Here is a 13621-nt window from a genome sequence, read left to right on the forward strand (position 1 = left end):
CGAAAGGGCGCTGACCTTCTGGTCGCGCCCTTGAAGTTGAACGTCAGATTGTCCAAATGCGGCCCGCGCAGCGTCGACCGGTTACGGCGTTTGTAAAACGCCGTAACCTACAAGATGAGCATGGCGTCGCCAAAGCTGAAGAAGCGGTAGCGCTCCTCGATGGCGGCAGCGTAGGCATCCATGATCTGGTCGCGGGTGGCAAGCGCGCTCACAAGCATCATGAGTGTAGAGCGAGGCACGTGGAAGTTCGTGATCAACGCGTCGACCACGTGATAGGTCGAGCCGGGCATAAGGTAGAGCTGCGTTGTCGCGTTCTCGCGCACCACGATGTCGCCGCGGCCGAGCGTGTCGGCCCCGTCCTCGCGGCCCTCAAAATAGCGCGCCGTCACAGCCGGATCGGACACCGGCGCGTCCGCGTCAAACGCGCTCTCGAGCGAGCGCACTGCGGTAGTGCCGACGGCGATCACACGATGGCCCTCGGCCTTCGCCTTATGCACAGCGTCGACAACCTCCTGCGACACGTGGTAGCGCTCGGTGTGCATCACGTGCTGTGTAGGGTCGTCCTCCTCCACCAGACGGAAGGTATCGATACCCACCTCGAGCTCGACGGCGGCAAACTTCGCGCCCTTGGCCTCGATAGCGGCCATGAGCTCGGGAGTAAAGTGCAGACCCGCCGTAGGAGCGGCAGCCGAGTGCTCCTCCTTCATGGCGTAGACGGTCTGGTACTTCTCGGGATCGCCCTCGTAATCGGTAATGTAGGGCGGCAGCGGCACGTGGCCGGCAGCGTGGATGGCCTCGTCGAGCGTGCGCGGGTCGCCGGCGGCATTGCAACCGGCCGGCTCAAAGCGCACCAGACGGCCACCGCGGCTATCGGTAACAAAGTCGACGACCTCGGCCGTCAGCACCACGGGCGCGCCCTCGGGCGCATGGGCGCCGCCCGCACGATACTCAATCTGAGCACCGGGCTTCAGGCGCTTACCCGGCTTGACCAGGCACTCCCAGACATGGCCCAGCGGATCCACATCCTCGCGGCGCTTGAGCAGCAGCGTCTCGACCACGCCGCCCGAGCCGGCCTTGCGACCGATCAGGCGGGCCGGCATCACGCGCGTCTTGTTGATGACGAGCACGTCGCCCGGCTCGATATAGTCGATGATGTCGCGGAAGATGCGGTGCTCAACGGTACCGCCGTGCTCCAGCGGCGTTCCCGCCTGGGAGCCCTTGCGATCAACCACCAGCAGGCGGCAGGAGTCGCGCGGCTCGGCAGGAGCTTGGGCAATCAGTTCCTCGGGAAGGTTGTAGTCAAAATCATCGGTACGCATCTTTGCCTCTTTCACAAAGCGCGTCAGTCGAAAAAATCGACTGACGCGCGCATCATTCTCCCCTGTATCCTATCAGCTTGTTGAGAGAAATATAGTATGGAAACAGATTTGCGACTGTTTTCTCAACGCCCCGCTACTTAAGCGTTGCGTACATCACCGCCTTAATCGTATGCATGCGATTCTCCGCTTCTTGGAAAACACGAGACTTATCGGACTCAAAAACCTCGTCCGTGACTTCCATTTCGGTAACTCCAAACTTCTCAGCAATTTCGGCACCAACAGTAGTATTAGTATCGTGGAAGCTCGGAAGGCAGTGGAGGAAAATCGCCTCGGGCTTTGCCATAGACATCACCTCAGCGGTCACACGATACGGCGACATGAGCTTAATGCGGCTTTCCCACAGCTCTGCGGGCTGACCCATGCCAACCCAAACATCCGTGTAAATTACATCGGCATCACGAGCGCCTTCCTCAATATCCTCTGTAATGGTAATCGTCGATCCATGCTCGGCCGCAATACGACTACATTCTGCAAGGAGTTCAGGATCATAGGATGTAGCCCCCTCCGAATTTCCCCCGATTGGGCCGCAAGAACAGTAGTTAATGCCGAGCTTAGCGCAAATGACCATGAGCGAATCAGCGACGTTTCCGGCCGCCTTACCAAAAAATGTAAGTTTCCTGCCCTTAATCTCTCCAAACTCTTCACGCATGGTCAGAATATCGGCAAGCACTTGAGTCGGGTGAAATTCAGTAGTCAGCCCATTCCAAACGGGAACCCCAGCTTTTGCAGCAAGCTCCTCAACCTTCGCCTGTTCAAAGCCGCGGTATTCAATTCCGTCATACATGCGGCCAAGGACGCGAGCCGTGTCCTCAATCGACTCCTTTTTGCCCATCTGAGACGAGCCCGGATCCAAATAAGTTACACCCATGCCAAGGTCAAGTGCACCAACTTCGAAGGCGCAGCGAGTACGCGTGGAAGTCTTCTCAAATAGCAAAACAATATTCTTGCCTTCAAGGTATTTATGCGGAACACCGGCACGCTTCATGCTTTTGAAGTTAGCAGAAAGCTCAAGCAGATACTCAATCTCTTCCGTCGTGTAATCAAGCAGCTTCAGAAAACTGCGCCCAGCGATATTAACACCCATATTCGCCATCTCCCATCACAGTGGATTTGCAACTAAATATCTTCGCGCCAGAAGGGCATGCTCATGCAGCGCGGGCCACCACGACCGCGGGACAGTTCCTCGGAGGGAACGACCAAAAGTTCCAAACCGTTCTTGTAGAGCTCATCATTTGTGACAACATTGCGCTCGTAAACACAGACTTTACCAGGAGCAACGGCAAGAGTGTTCGACCCGTCGTTCCACTGCTCGCGAGATGCCTCAACCATATCGCCGGCACCGCACTCAATAAGCTGCACCTTCTCCACGCCAGTAGCCATTTCAAGAATATGTTCAAGCGTGTCATCAATCTCTTGAACAGCGACCATTCCCTCAGAGTCACCACGAGTCAGACGATAAACACGAAGGGTCTCAAAAATACCGGGATAAACTGTGAACTTATCGAAATCCACCATGGTGCAAACGGTGTCAAGATGCATGTAAGCATAGCCGTTGGGGATTTTAATAGCGTAAACGGTATCGATCTCAGAATTCCCAGATCCCCAGAACAAATTCTTTGCAAGCTCCTCAATCGCAGCCGCCTCAGTTCGCTGGCTAATTCCAATAGCCAAGGTATGAGCGTTAATGTTAAGCACATCACCGCCCTCGATATGCCAGGGATTCTTATGGTCGTACCAAATCGGAGTCCCTGCATAATCGGGATGGTATTTGAAAATCGCTTCGTAGAAGGGCACTTCACGATCTCGCTGTTTCCAATACATATGGTGAAGCAGAACGCCTTTGCCCACGGAAGCAAGAGGATCGCGAGAGAAATATGAACTCGGAAGAGGCTTCAACACCAAATCATCGGGCTTCGCATCCTCATTATCCATCATACTAAGCGTAGTCGAAACGCGAGGCAGCTCAAGGTCACGATAACGATACCCCCCCATAGCCTCAAGTACAAACTGATACGAATCTGAAATAGCGTCGAGCTTTTCACGAACAGCCTGCTCAAGCATAGGATTGACAATCCCGCTCTCAGCCATAAATGTATCGGTAAACTCAGCGCGAGCCGAGGGGCATGCATCCAGCGCTTCAGCAACGAGTTTCTCCATATAGAGAACCTCAACACCTTCGCTCCTCAGAAGATCCGCAAAGGCATCATGCTCCTTTTGAGCCACATCAAGATAGAAACAGTCGTGAATCCAGACATCATCGAACTCTTCTACCTTTACGTTCACAAGGTCACGACCGGGGCGGTGAAGCACAACTTTCTTGAGCTTACCAATCTCGCTGTGTACATTCAGTCCTTTAGACATTCCTGTTACTCCATTTCAGCCATGAAACCTACAGGGCAATAAGTCCCGAGATTGCTACGAATACGATATTGATGAGCGACACGACCAAGAAGAATTTCCAAACGGTCTTCCACCACTGGCCAAGCTTGATCTTGCACACGCCCAAACCCGCTACAAGAATGGCGCTAGTAGGACAGATCAAAGACATCGTCGCGCTACCCATGGAGAGAGCCCACACGGCGGCCTCGGGATTAAGGCCCATGAGTTCGGTCAAAGGTCCAAAAATGGGAGCGGTCAGTGCTGCAAGGCCAGATGAGCTGGGAACCAGAATCGCCAGGAGGTTCTCAACCGCATAAAGAAGCGTAGTAAAGAGAACCGCCGGGATGCCGCCCAGACCAGTGGCGAGCGCATTGAGGATGGTATCGATGATCATGCCGTCAGAGGCAATGACAAGGATGCCACGCGCAAGTCCAACGACAATTGCCGAGAAAGCAAAGTCAGCGATACCCGCAACAAATTCCTGAGCGATGACGTCCTGACTAAAGCCCGCAATAACACCAGCCAACAGGCCCATGGCCAAAAAGACCGCAGAAATCTCGTTCATATACCAGCCCTGGGTCACAAGTCCCCAGATGATAAGGCACATACCAGCGATAAATACCGCAAGCACGCCTTTTTGACGACCCGTAAATTCCGCGTCAAGGGCAGATTCATCGGCAGCGAACTCGACTTTCTTGGCGATATCATCCTCAAATGTGATCGATGACTCAGGGTTCTTCTTTACCCTTCGTGCATAGAGGACAACCCAAGTAATTGCAACGGCAGTCAAAACAACCCAGGCAATCATACGCAGCCACAGCTGGGGGTTGCCCTGAATACCAAGAATACCTTGCGCAATGAGAACATTAAACGGATTAATCGTTGAGGCGATGTAACCCGTGCGCGCTCCAACGAACACGACCATGAACGCCGTCATCGAGTCGAAGCCCATAGCCATCATAATTGGCATGAAGATCGCAAAGAACGGGAGAGTTTCTTCCGCCATGCCAAAGCTCGTTCCGCCCAATGCAAAGAGAACCATCGCAATAGGAATAATTAGAATGTCTTTGTTCTTAAAGCGGCGAACGACACGACCCATTCCGCTCGTGATAGCGCCCGTTTTAGTAATAACCTGAAACGAACCGCCCACAATCAAGATGAATGCAACGACCTCAATTGCCTCTTGTATACCGCGCGTTGGAGCCTGAAGAACATCGAAGACGCCTTGTCTGAGATCTACTTCATCCCCGGTTTCCTCGTCAATATATGTCTTTTCACTCTGCTCATACGTACCTGCGACAGTGACTTCACGACCGTTCACCTCCTGACGCTGATAGGACCCAGAGGGAACAATCCACGTGAGAACAGCGAAGATGACCATAAGTGCAAAGATGATCGCATATACGTGCGGGACCTTGAACTGCTTGATGCCTTTCGAACTTTCCGCTGCCATATCTCCTCCTTCATTCCTTTTCCCATCTATCCAGCTGGCACCATAAATGTATGAGGTTGCTCAGCGGTGGTCGGCCAACCATCGCCATCGTGTCGCTTTTCACCTATGAACGGCAGCTAAAGTGACGTTATTAATCAATCTGATATTTAAAATTGATGTTATTTATCAATTACATACGTCTTTTAACTTTTCCGCAACACAACAAGGAACCTGCCTTAGCCTTATATAAAAACCAGCAGGACAGGAGACAGACATGCAAGGCGTACACATAACAAATGAAATCGGTCATTTAAAAGCCGTACTTGTCCATCGACCAGGAACTGAAACACAAAACTACCCTGATGCCGACTTCAGCCAAGTTTTCTCCCTGCGAAAATGGAGCGGTCGTTTTGACCTCGACAAAGCAATATATGAGCACGATTCCATGGTTCAATTGCTTGAGAAGCATGGCGTAGAAACCATTGAAATTAGGGACCTTCTCGAAGACTCACTTGAAACTGAGCCCCAATCACTTAAATGTTTTATTGATGACTACCTCCGTTGCAGTGGGGCAACAGGCAGAGAGTTCCTCGAGACAATAACCCAGCTGTTTGAGAACGCTAAGAACACCCAGGAATTGGTGAATATAGTACTTAACGGCATTCGCTTTGGAGACACTGAGCTATGTTCAAACCAGTCGGAAACACTACGGGCGCTCGTGCACGAGCAATTTGACCCCGCCTCGCTCTTGGTCAATCCCCTCAACACGCTTTTTTTCACTCGTGATCCTGCTGTGGTAGTCGGAGACGGCATCATCCTAAATCATATGTATTGGCCTGAGCGTGATCGTGAGGTCGCCTTATACCGGCAGATATTCACCCACCACAAGATCATGGGAGAAACCCCGGTATGTGATTTGAACAGGAGTAGTTACCATATCGAAGGCGGAGACATTCTTGTTATCAGTGCTAAGACATTATTAGTTGGAATCTCTGACCGAACTGAACCCGCCGCCGTCGAGTCACTTGCCAAAGAGCTCCTGACCTCAAATAAATTCCAGACTACCGAGCTAATTGCGATTCGAGTCCCCTCTGACGGGCTGCGTATCCACCTCGAAACGTTCATAAGTAGAATTGATCACGACGCGTTCCTCATCGATCGTGAGATATGCAATGCCGTTGATGCATACAGCATTCAACTAAAACGATCCGGAAAGGGCCTTACGATCACTCCTATCGATCGCACGATTCCGGAAATACTCTCTGCAGCCTGTTGCGAACCAATAAAAGTAATTGACTGCGGAGGCGGGAATCAAACCGCCTACGAAAGAGAGCGCCGGAACAACGCAACGTCTATCCTTGCGCTCTCGCCAGGAAAACTATGCGTATATGAAGAAAACGTTTGGACCAACGAAGCGCTTGAGAAAGCAGGAATGGAATTATTCCCGTTATCCATTGACGAGCTCACCAAAGGCTATGGTGGCACAAACTGTCTATGCCTCCCTCTGTGGCGAGAGGATCTATAGCCATGGGCTTCGGGGCAAATATTCGTAAACTCCGCACCATGGAGCATCTTGGTCAGGCGCAACTTGCAGAGATGTTGGGGGTATCTAAAGAGACCGTTTGTCGTTGGGAAAAAAGTCGGTATGCCCCCCGTGAGCGCCATATTGAAAAGTTACAAGCGCTCTTCGGTTGCACCCGCGATGAACTTGTTGGCGAGGAAAACGGTTTGGCCGTAAAGCTCGCAAATAAAAGAATCGTCACCGACGAAGACCCTGCTATCCACGAAATGGAGGGCGCATTTCCCGTCATCGATATCGAATCGCAAAAGCGCCGCATCACGCACAGCCAACAAAATGCTTGCGCGCCTGTAGACGTAGCCAAGCGTCACCCACATAGCGTTTTCGTTAAAATCAAAGGTGACGAAATGTCCCGCATTTACCCTCCCGGCAGCTTACTACTTGTCGATACCACCGCAAAGCCTTGGAACGGCTGTGCTGTATTGGCGCTCGCAGACGGTAAAACACCGGTAATTAGGCGATTTGCAGAAGGAAACGACATGATTGTGCTGTCGTCCCATTCATATGCAACAGCAAGTCCGGATCTGATGTTTAACAAACGGAGGATTAGAATCATAGGAGTCGTCGTTTGGTATCAAGCGAGCCACGATCACACGCTTAATTAAATCGACTTTCCCAAAAACGACCGTACCGCACAGACAGCTCAAAGCCCCAGCCCAAAATGAACTACTTTTTGGACGCTTTGCGCTCGTCGCGGATGCGGGCGCGGTCCATGGCCGCCTCGACGGCCGAGAATCGGCAGCCGCAGTAGTTCTGCCGATACATGCCCAGCTCGCGCGAACGACGCGTGGCCTCGGGGTAATACGGACGAAAATCACGAATCACCGGAGTGAGACCGCGGGCGGCAGCCAGACGCTCCAACACATCATTGCAGGTTTCGAACAACTGATACGGCGAGACGACGAGCGTCGTGCCCACAAACTCAAACCCGCGCTCCTGGGCCACACGGCACGCCTCGGCCAGACGCAGGGCATAGCACGCGCGACAGCGACGGGCTCGGTCGGCTCCCAGCGGGGCCACGCCGGCCTCCCAGCGCTTCCGGTCCTCCCCCGCCTCGATAAGCTCGATGTCGCCATCGGCACACCACCGGCGCAGCTCGTCCAAGCGGCGCTGCCATTCATCGCGCGGTTGAATATTGGGGTTGGTCCAGCAAATCGTGGGCTCAAACCCCTCCTCGCGCAGCAGGCGAACCGGCTCAAGCGAGCATGGTGCACAGCACGCATGCAGCAACAACGGCTTCATCGACATCTCCTCACCCAAAAAAGCACACGCCAAAGGACGTATCTTCGCAGGCGACAATGCGGCGGTCGCGCAAAATGGTCCGCACGTAATACCAGTCGCCCACACAGCCCGACAAATGCAAGCCGGCCGCCAGGTAGCACAGCAGTGGATAGCCCGAAAACACAAACCCCAGGGTAAACGCTGTCGTCACAACAACCGTCGGCGCCAGGCAAACCGCCATGTACCGCCGGCGCGAATACACAACACCCTCGGCGCAGGCATAGATCATCGCCGTCTCGCGATTCGCCCCAAAGGTCACCTTCGCGCCCGCAGGCGCCAGCAGCTTAAAAAACACACCGTGCACCAGCTCGTGCACGGCAAATGAAGCCGCCGAAACCGCAGTCAAGCCGACCATCCAGCCCAAGACGGCCATCCAGCCGCCCGCGTCAGCCGCATCCAAGTCTGCAGGCCCGCCCAGCAGCATAAACACCGGCACCAGGCACACGGCAAACACCACAAGCACGGCCATCCCCCACACAAAGCAAGCGTGCAGAAAATCCTCGTCTTCAAACGCATGTATGTTGGAAATCTCATTCATAGCATCTTAGGATAGCGCCCCTGCCACGTACCCGTCCGCATGTGCGATAATGTCGAACGATATGCACGAATTGACCACCGCGCCGCCAGGCCTTGCGCCCGGCCGCGCTCCCACAATATGCGAAGGAGTCCCATGGCATCCAAATACTCCATGAACGACCGTCCCAGCTGGCCTCGCCGCGCCATCGTTACCGCCGGCGAGCCCTATGGCAACAAGGGCCTTCACTTTGGCCACGTTGGCGGCGTCTTTGTCCCTGCCGACTTCTTCGCCCGCTTCCTGCGCGACCGTCTGGGCCGCGAGAACGTCATCTTCACCTCGGGCACCGACTGCTACGGCTCGCCCATCATGGAGAGCTACCGCAAGCTCAAGGAGAACGAAGGCTACGACAAGTCCATCGGCGAGTATGTCGAGTCCAATCACTCCCGCCAGGCCGCGACCCTCAACAACTACAACATCAGCTGCGATATCTACGGCGGCTCGGGCCTTGAGCCGGCTGCGCAGATTCACAACGAGGTAACCGCCGAAATTATCAAGCGCCTGCACGAGCAGGGCACCATCTCCAAGCGCTCCACGCTGCAGTTCTACGATGCCAAGGCCGGCACGTTCCTCAACGGCCGCCAGGTGATCGGCCGCTGCCCCATCCAGGGCTGCAAGTCCGAGAAGGCTTATGCCGACGAGTGCGACTTGGGTCACCAGTTTGAACCCGAGGAGCTCATCGCGCCCAAGAGCCAGCTCACCGGCGAGGTGCCCGAGCTGCGCCCGGTAGACAACCTCTACTTCGACCTGCCGGCCTACCTCGACTTTATGAAGACCTATACCGCCAAGCTCGCCCAGAACCCGCAGGTTCGCTCCGTGGTCTCCAAGACTATGGAGGAGTGGCTGCTGCCGGCCCAGCTCTACATCCAGAACAAGTTCCGCGAGGCCTTCGATGCCGTCGAGGATCAGCTTCCTGAGCACACCGTGCTGGAGCCCGAGGGCAACAAGAGCAGCTTTACCGTCACCTTCCCCAGCTGGAAGGAGCGCGACGACGCCCACGCGGTGCTCGCCAACGGCGGCGTGCGCTTCCGCAGCGGCAAGGCGCTCGTGCCCTTCCGCATCACCGGCAACATCGACTGGGGCGTTCCGGTGCCCGAGGTCGATGGCGTCTCCGACGTCACCTGCTGGTGCTGGCCCGAGAGCCTGTGGGCGCCCATCAGCTATACACGTACCGTGCTCGCGCGCGATGCCAAGGCCGCCGGCGTGACCGAGGGCGTCGCCGCCCAGGATGCCGCCCTTATGGGCGAGCCCGCAGCCGATTCCACGCAGGTCCCCACGCCCACCTACCAGCACAGCTCGCTCGACTGGCGCGACTGGTGGTGCTCTGACGACGCTCAGATTTACCAGTTCATCGGTCAGGACAACATCTATTTCTACTGCATCGCGCAGACCGCCATGTGGGAGGCCCTGGGCTGGGACCTCACGCAGAGCACCGTCAGCGCCTGCTACCACCTGCTCTACATGGGCAAAAAGGCCAGCTCGTCCTCGCAGACGCCTCCCCCGCCGGCAGATGACCTGCTCAACCACTACACCTGCGAGCAGATGCGCGCGCATTGGCTGTCGCTCGGCCTGTCCGAGAAGCCGGTGAGCTTTAGCCCCAAGGCATACGACACGCGCGTGACTGGCAAGGACAAGGACGGCAACGAGGTGCGCGCCTGCGACGACAAGCGCGTTATCGACCCGGCCCTTAAGGAGAGCGCGCTGCTGACCGGCGTGTTCAACCGCCTGGCCCGCAGCTGCTTCTACGGCGTCGCCGTCAAGGAAGGCGACGAGAGCCCCTACCGCAGAGGCTGCATCCCCGCCGGTGCCGCTTCTGACACCGTGGTCGAAGCCGCCCAACAGGCAGCCCTCGCCTTTGAGCAGGCCATGTACAAGTTCGAGACGCACCGCGCGCTTGCCGTGTGCGACGACTACCTGCGCGCCGCCAACAAGCGCTGGAGCGACGCCTCCAAGGCCGCCAACAAGCTCGAGGGTAACGAGGCAAACGCCGCGATGACGCAGGCCCTCGTCGACGCCTTTACCGAGCTACGCGTGGCGACCGTCCTGATGCACGGTATTGTGCCGGCCGGCTGCGAGCTCATCTGCGAGTACTTCGACGTCGATCCGGTCGCCTTCTTTAGCTGGGATAACATCTTTGCCTCCACGGACGAGTTTGTGGAGAGCCTGGGCGAGAAGCCCGGTGAGCACCGCGTGAAGCCGCTGCCCCCGCGCTTCGACTTCTTCAGCAAGCACGAGAGCCAGTACTAGGCAATCGCAACGCGCCCGGGAATGATTATTCTGGGACGGGGATTAAAAATCATTCCCGGGCGCCACAGTACAGTCTTTTGTGACGGGGATCATGGAATGATTTTTTAATCCCCGTCCCAGAATAATCATTTCGGTGGAAGGAAAGACGGATGTCCAAGCCGCGTCGTCGTAAGCAGAAAAAGCAGGTCAAGGCCGAGCTCAAGCTCAGGCAGTTTGCTGCTACCGAACTTTCCGACCAGCTTGCCGCCCTTCCCTGCGCCGCCGACCTGCCGCGCTTTATGGTCGACACGGTCGCCGGCGCCTATGCCCCCGCCGATGCCGAGCTCATGATCGAGGGCTTTGGCGCCGCGGTCACACGCCCGGTCACGCTGCGCGCCAACACGCTCAAGGCAACCGCCGAGGACATCGCTGCGGCGCTCGATGCAGCCGGCATCGCCCACAACCCCGTCGCCTGGTACCCAGACGCCTTTATCCTGCCCGAAGCCCAGGTTTCCGATCTGTGGGACCTCGACATCTACCGCAACGGCAAGATCTACCTGCAGAGCCTGTCATCCATGATGCCGCCGTTGGTCCTGGGCGCCCAGGCAGGCGAGGACATCCTGGACATGTGCGCAGCCCCTGGCGGCAAGACGACGCAGATCGCCGCCCTCACGCAGGGACAGGCACACCTCACCGCCTGTGAGATGAGCATTCCCCGCGCCGAAAAGCTTGAATCAAACCTCCATCGCCAGGGTGCCAAAAACGTGCCCGTCATGCGCATCGATGCACGCGAGCTCGACGAGTTCTTCCGCTTCGACCGCATCCTGCTCGACGCCCCATGCACCGGCACGGGCACCGTCATCAGCGGCAACGAGAAAAGCCTGCGCGGCCTGACCGAGCAGCTGCTTGGCAAGTGCGCCCGCTCGCAGCGCGCGCTTCTGGACCGCGCCATGGGAGCCCTCAAACCGGGCGGCACGCTCGTCTATTCGACCTGTTCGATTTTGCCGCAGGAAAACGAGGACGCCCTGCAAGAGGCCCTCGACAAGCATATGGACTGCGAGCTCATCCCCCTCGACGGCACGCCAAGCGAAAGCGAAGCACGCCGCGCCCAGGAAGCTGGTGAGGAGCCGCGCATCGAGTCCAACGCCCTGACCGAGGCCATTGCCGCTGGTCAGGTATCGGCCATCGCCAACGGCCTGCCCGGCACGCTCACCATTCCGCCTAGCCGCGACTTTGAGGGCTTCTACATTGCCCTGATCCGAAAACGCAGCTAGCGCACGGGTCCAAAACTCAACAAGTTATCTCTGTGCGCGTTTGCCCTGCTGGTCGCGATGCTGTTTAAGCATCGCGCGCTCTTTGCGTTCGGCCCTTTTGCCCTTAATGGCCGTGACAACAAAGTAGATGAGCGCGGCGGCAACGATTGCGGCCACACACAGGCCAATCGAGCCAAACATTGCTGTCAATTCCATACCGCGTCACCTCTCTTTTAAACGGGACTTTCAAGATAGCACCTCGACACCCGCCACCACAGCTCCTTCACGTTCGCCGGCCCTTCGGTCTAACGGATGGCGCGGCGGGGAAAAATCAACTCGTCAAACGATTTAGCATTCGCAATTCCGGCTGCATAGAGCCGGCCGTTATCACATAGAATCGAGCCTCCATGGATACCCTCAACGATCTAAATGAGCGCGTCGACGCCTTCGTCGGCACCAGCTCCTTCGACACGCCTGCCGCGGCAAACGACCAAGCTCCCATCGATGTGCCCGCCGAGGTTCACGAGGACATCGTCGCCTCGGTCGATTTCTCCGAGGTCGAGCTCGCAGACGAGTTCACCGAGCCCCAGGTAGCCGTGACCCCCAACGGACTGCTCCCCATGGAGCCACTGCCCATCGACGGACGTTTGCGCAAGGCGGCCCTTCGCATGCCCGACGAGATCGAGGAGGCCAGCGGCTTCACGCTCTTCGGCCGTCGTATCAAATCGCTCATCTACACCACCGACGTGGCCGTCATCCGCAACTCCAATGCCGATGCTGTCTTTGCCGTTTACCCCTTCACGCCGCAGCCGGCCATTACGCAGGCGCTGCTGACCGTCGCCGAGTGCCCGGTCTTTGTAGGTGTGGGCGGCGGAACTACGACCGGTAAGCGCTCCGTGCAGATGGCAGCCGTCTCCGAGATGCAGGGCGCGGCGGGCTGCGTGGTCAACTCCCCCGCCACTGCCGAGATGGTCGAGCACATCACCAACATCGCCGATATCCCCGTCATCGCCACGGTCGTTCGCTGCGATGACGATGCTCACGCCAAGGTGCGCGCCGGCGCCAAGATTCTCAACATCGCCGCCGGCAAAAACACACCCCAGGTCCTGCGTGAACTGCGCGAGCACTATCCCAACCTGCCGCTCATCGCGCCGGGCGGCAAGACACCCGAGAGCATCCGTGAGACCATCGCCGCCGGCGCCAACGCCATCATCTGGACGCCGCCTTCGGCCCAGCAGCTACAGACCGACATGATGCAGCGTTATCGCAAGATGAAGGAAGACGCCACACCTGTCATCTCGCGCGACGATGTGCCCATTATCGACCAGGTCGCCGCCGCCGAGGTCAGCCAGGTCGAGAACATGAATCCCGACGTGCCGATTCCCGACGAAGTCATCGAGCGCGTTGCTTCGATCCACGAGCGCGTCGAGGAGCATCGCGCCAACCGCGGCCTTAAGCCATCACTGCACGGCTTCTTCTTCCGCGGAAAGAAACGTTAGCCGCAACAGCAAGGCCCGC

General features: G+C 57.0%; 12 protein-coding genes. 5 read left to right on the forward strand and 7 right to left on the reverse strand.

Annotated features, from left to right (window positions below):
- Window positions 1-107 precede the first annotated feature (107 nt).
- The 4 genes from queA to ABCP74_RS02110 form a co-directional block, all read right to left on the reverse strand.
- Window positions 108-1319, reverse strand: coding sequence for a tRNA preQ1(34) S-adenosylmethionine ribosyltransferase-isomerase QueA (queA, locus tag ABCP74_RS02095; RefSeq protein WP_343000696.1), 1212 nt, complete (start codon window positions 1317-1319; stop codon window positions 108-110).
- Between the two features lie 133 nt (window positions 1320-1452).
- A complete protein-coding gene (argF, locus tag ABCP74_RS02100; protein WP_055285784.1) occupies window positions 1453-2463 on the reverse strand; it encodes an ornithine carbamoyltransferase in 1011 nt (336 codons plus the stop codon).
- A gap of 32 nt (window positions 2464-2495) precedes the next feature.
- Complete coding sequence (locus tag ABCP74_RS02105; protein ID WP_343000695.1) at window positions 2496-3740, reverse strand: arginine deiminase; 1245 nt, start codon at window positions 3738-3740, stop codon at window positions 2496-2498.
- Window positions 3741-3768: 28 nt separating this feature from the next.
- Entirely contained in the window at window positions 3769-5211 is a 1443-nt protein-coding gene (locus ABCP74_RS02110) for a YfcC family protein (RefSeq protein WP_035137320.1), read from the reverse strand.
- Between the two features lie 253 nt (window positions 5212-5464).
- On the opposite strand from ABCP74_RS02110, the gene ABCP74_RS02115 reads away from it, so the two are divergent.
- Together ABCP74_RS02115 and ABCP74_RS02120 are read left to right on the forward strand one after the other, a co-directional pair.
- The gene (locus ABCP74_RS02115; protein ID WP_343000693.1) at window positions 5465-6715 is read left to right on the forward strand and encodes an arginine deiminase; all 1251 of its coding nucleotides are present in this window, start codon (window positions 5465-5467) and stop codon (window positions 6713-6715) included.
- A 2-nt stretch (window positions 6716-6717) separates the two neighbouring features.
- The gene (locus ABCP74_RS02120) at window positions 6718-7374 is read left to right on the forward strand and encodes an XRE family transcriptional regulator (RefSeq protein WP_052044062.1); all 657 of its coding nucleotides are present in this window, start codon (window positions 6718-6720) and stop codon (window positions 7372-7374) included.
- A 61-nt stretch (window positions 7375-7435) separates the two neighbouring features.
- Here ABCP74_RS02120 and ABCP74_RS02125 read toward each other — a convergent pair whose 3' ends face one another.
- Window positions 7436-8011, reverse strand: a complete 576-nt coding sequence (locus tag ABCP74_RS02125; protein ID WP_148332089.1) for an epoxyqueuosine reductase QueH — start codon at window positions 8009-8011, stop codon at window positions 7436-7438.
- A 10-nt stretch (window positions 8012-8021) separates the two neighbouring features.
- A complete protein-coding gene (locus ABCP74_RS02130) occupies window positions 8022-8588 on the reverse strand; it encodes a DUF3267 domain-containing protein (RefSeq protein ID WP_343000692.1) in 567 nt (188 codons plus the stop codon).
- Between the two features lie 132 nt (window positions 8589-8720).
- On the opposite strand from ABCP74_RS02130, the gene ABCP74_RS02135 reads away from it, so the two are divergent.
- Both ABCP74_RS02135 and ABCP74_RS02140 read left to right on the forward strand, forming a co-directional pair.
- Complete coding sequence (locus ABCP74_RS02135) at window positions 8721-10871, forward strand: class I tRNA ligase family protein (protein ID WP_343000691.1); 2151 nt, start codon at window positions 8721-8723, stop codon at window positions 10869-10871.
- Between the two features lie 149 nt (window positions 10872-11020).
- Window positions 11021-12124: an RsmB/NOP family class I SAM-dependent RNA methyltransferase gene (locus tag ABCP74_RS02140; protein WP_343000690.1), complete on the forward strand. Its 1104-nt coding sequence runs from the start codon at window positions 11021-11023 to the stop codon at window positions 12122-12124.
- Between the two features lie 24 nt (window positions 12125-12148).
- On the opposite strand, the gene ABCP74_RS02145 is transcribed toward ABCP74_RS02140, so the two are convergent.
- Window positions 12149-12319 carry a hypothetical protein gene (locus ABCP74_RS02145; protein ID WP_343000689.1) on the reverse strand — a complete coding sequence of 57 codons (171 nt, stop codon included), beginning with the start codon at window positions 12317-12319 and terminating at the stop codon, window positions 12149-12151.
- Between the two features lie 191 nt (window positions 12320-12510).
- Here ABCP74_RS02145 and ABCP74_RS02150 point away from each other — a divergent pair, with 191 nt between their 5' ends.
- Window positions 12511-13602, forward strand: coding sequence for a beta/alpha barrel domain-containing protein (locus tag ABCP74_RS02150; RefSeq protein WP_089572116.1), 1092 nt, complete (start codon window positions 12511-12513; stop codon window positions 13600-13602).
- The last annotated feature ends 19 nt before the right edge of the window (window positions 13603-13621 follow it).

Source organism: Collinsella aerofaciens (genome assembly GCF_039062315.1).
Lineage (GTDB): Bacteria > Actinomycetota > Coriobacteriia > Coriobacteriales > Coriobacteriaceae > Collinsella > Collinsella aerofaciens_BG.

What these genes read in the sequence shown, in the direction of transcription:
- queA (WP_343000696.1), bottom strand. Translation starts at nt 1,319, where the DNA reads ATGCGTACCGATGATTTTGACTACAACCTTCCCGAGGAACTGATTGCC.
- argF (WP_055285784.1), bottom strand. Translation starts at nt 2,463, where the DNA reads ATGGGTGTTAATATCGCTGGGCGCAGTTTTCTGAAGCTGCTTGATTAC.
- ABCP74_RS02150 (WP_089572116.1), top strand. Translation starts at nt 12,511, where the DNA reads ATGGATACCCTCAACGATCTAAATGAGCGCGTCGACGCCTTCGTCGGC.
- ABCP74_RS02120 (WP_052044062.1), top strand. Translation starts at nt 6,718, where the DNA reads ATGGGCTTCGGGGCAAATATTCGTAAACTCCGCACCATGGAGCATCTT.
- ABCP74_RS02105 (WP_343000695.1), bottom strand. Translation starts at nt 3,740, where the DNA reads ATGTCTAAAGGACTGAATGTACACAGCGAGATTGGTAAGCTCAAGAAA.
- ABCP74_RS02110 (WP_035137320.1), bottom strand. Translation starts at nt 5,211, where the DNA reads ATGGCAGCGGAAAGTTCGAAAGGCATCAAGCAGTTCAAGGTCCCGCAC.
- ABCP74_RS02130 (WP_343000692.1), bottom strand. Translation starts at nt 8,588, where the DNA reads ATGAATGAGATTTCCAACATACATGCGTTTGAAGACGAGGATTTTCTG.
- ABCP74_RS02125 (WP_148332089.1), bottom strand. Translation starts at nt 8,011, where the DNA reads ATGAAGCCGTTGTTGCTGCATGCGTGCTGTGCACCATGCTCGCTTGAG.
- ABCP74_RS02135 (WP_343000691.1), top strand. Translation starts at nt 8,721, where the DNA reads ATGGCATCCAAATACTCCATGAACGACCGTCCCAGCTGGCCTCGCCGC.
- ABCP74_RS02145 (WP_343000689.1), bottom strand. Translation starts at nt 12,319, where the DNA reads ATGGAATTGACAGCAATGTTTGGCTCGATTGGCCTGTGTGTGGCCGCA.
- ABCP74_RS02140 (WP_343000690.1), top strand. Translation starts at nt 11,021, where the DNA reads ATGTCCAAGCCGCGTCGTCGTAAGCAGAAAAAGCAGGTCAAGGCCGAG.
- ABCP74_RS02115 (WP_343000693.1), top strand. Translation starts at nt 5,465, where the DNA reads ATGCAAGGCGTACACATAACAAATGAAATCGGTCATTTAAAAGCCGTA.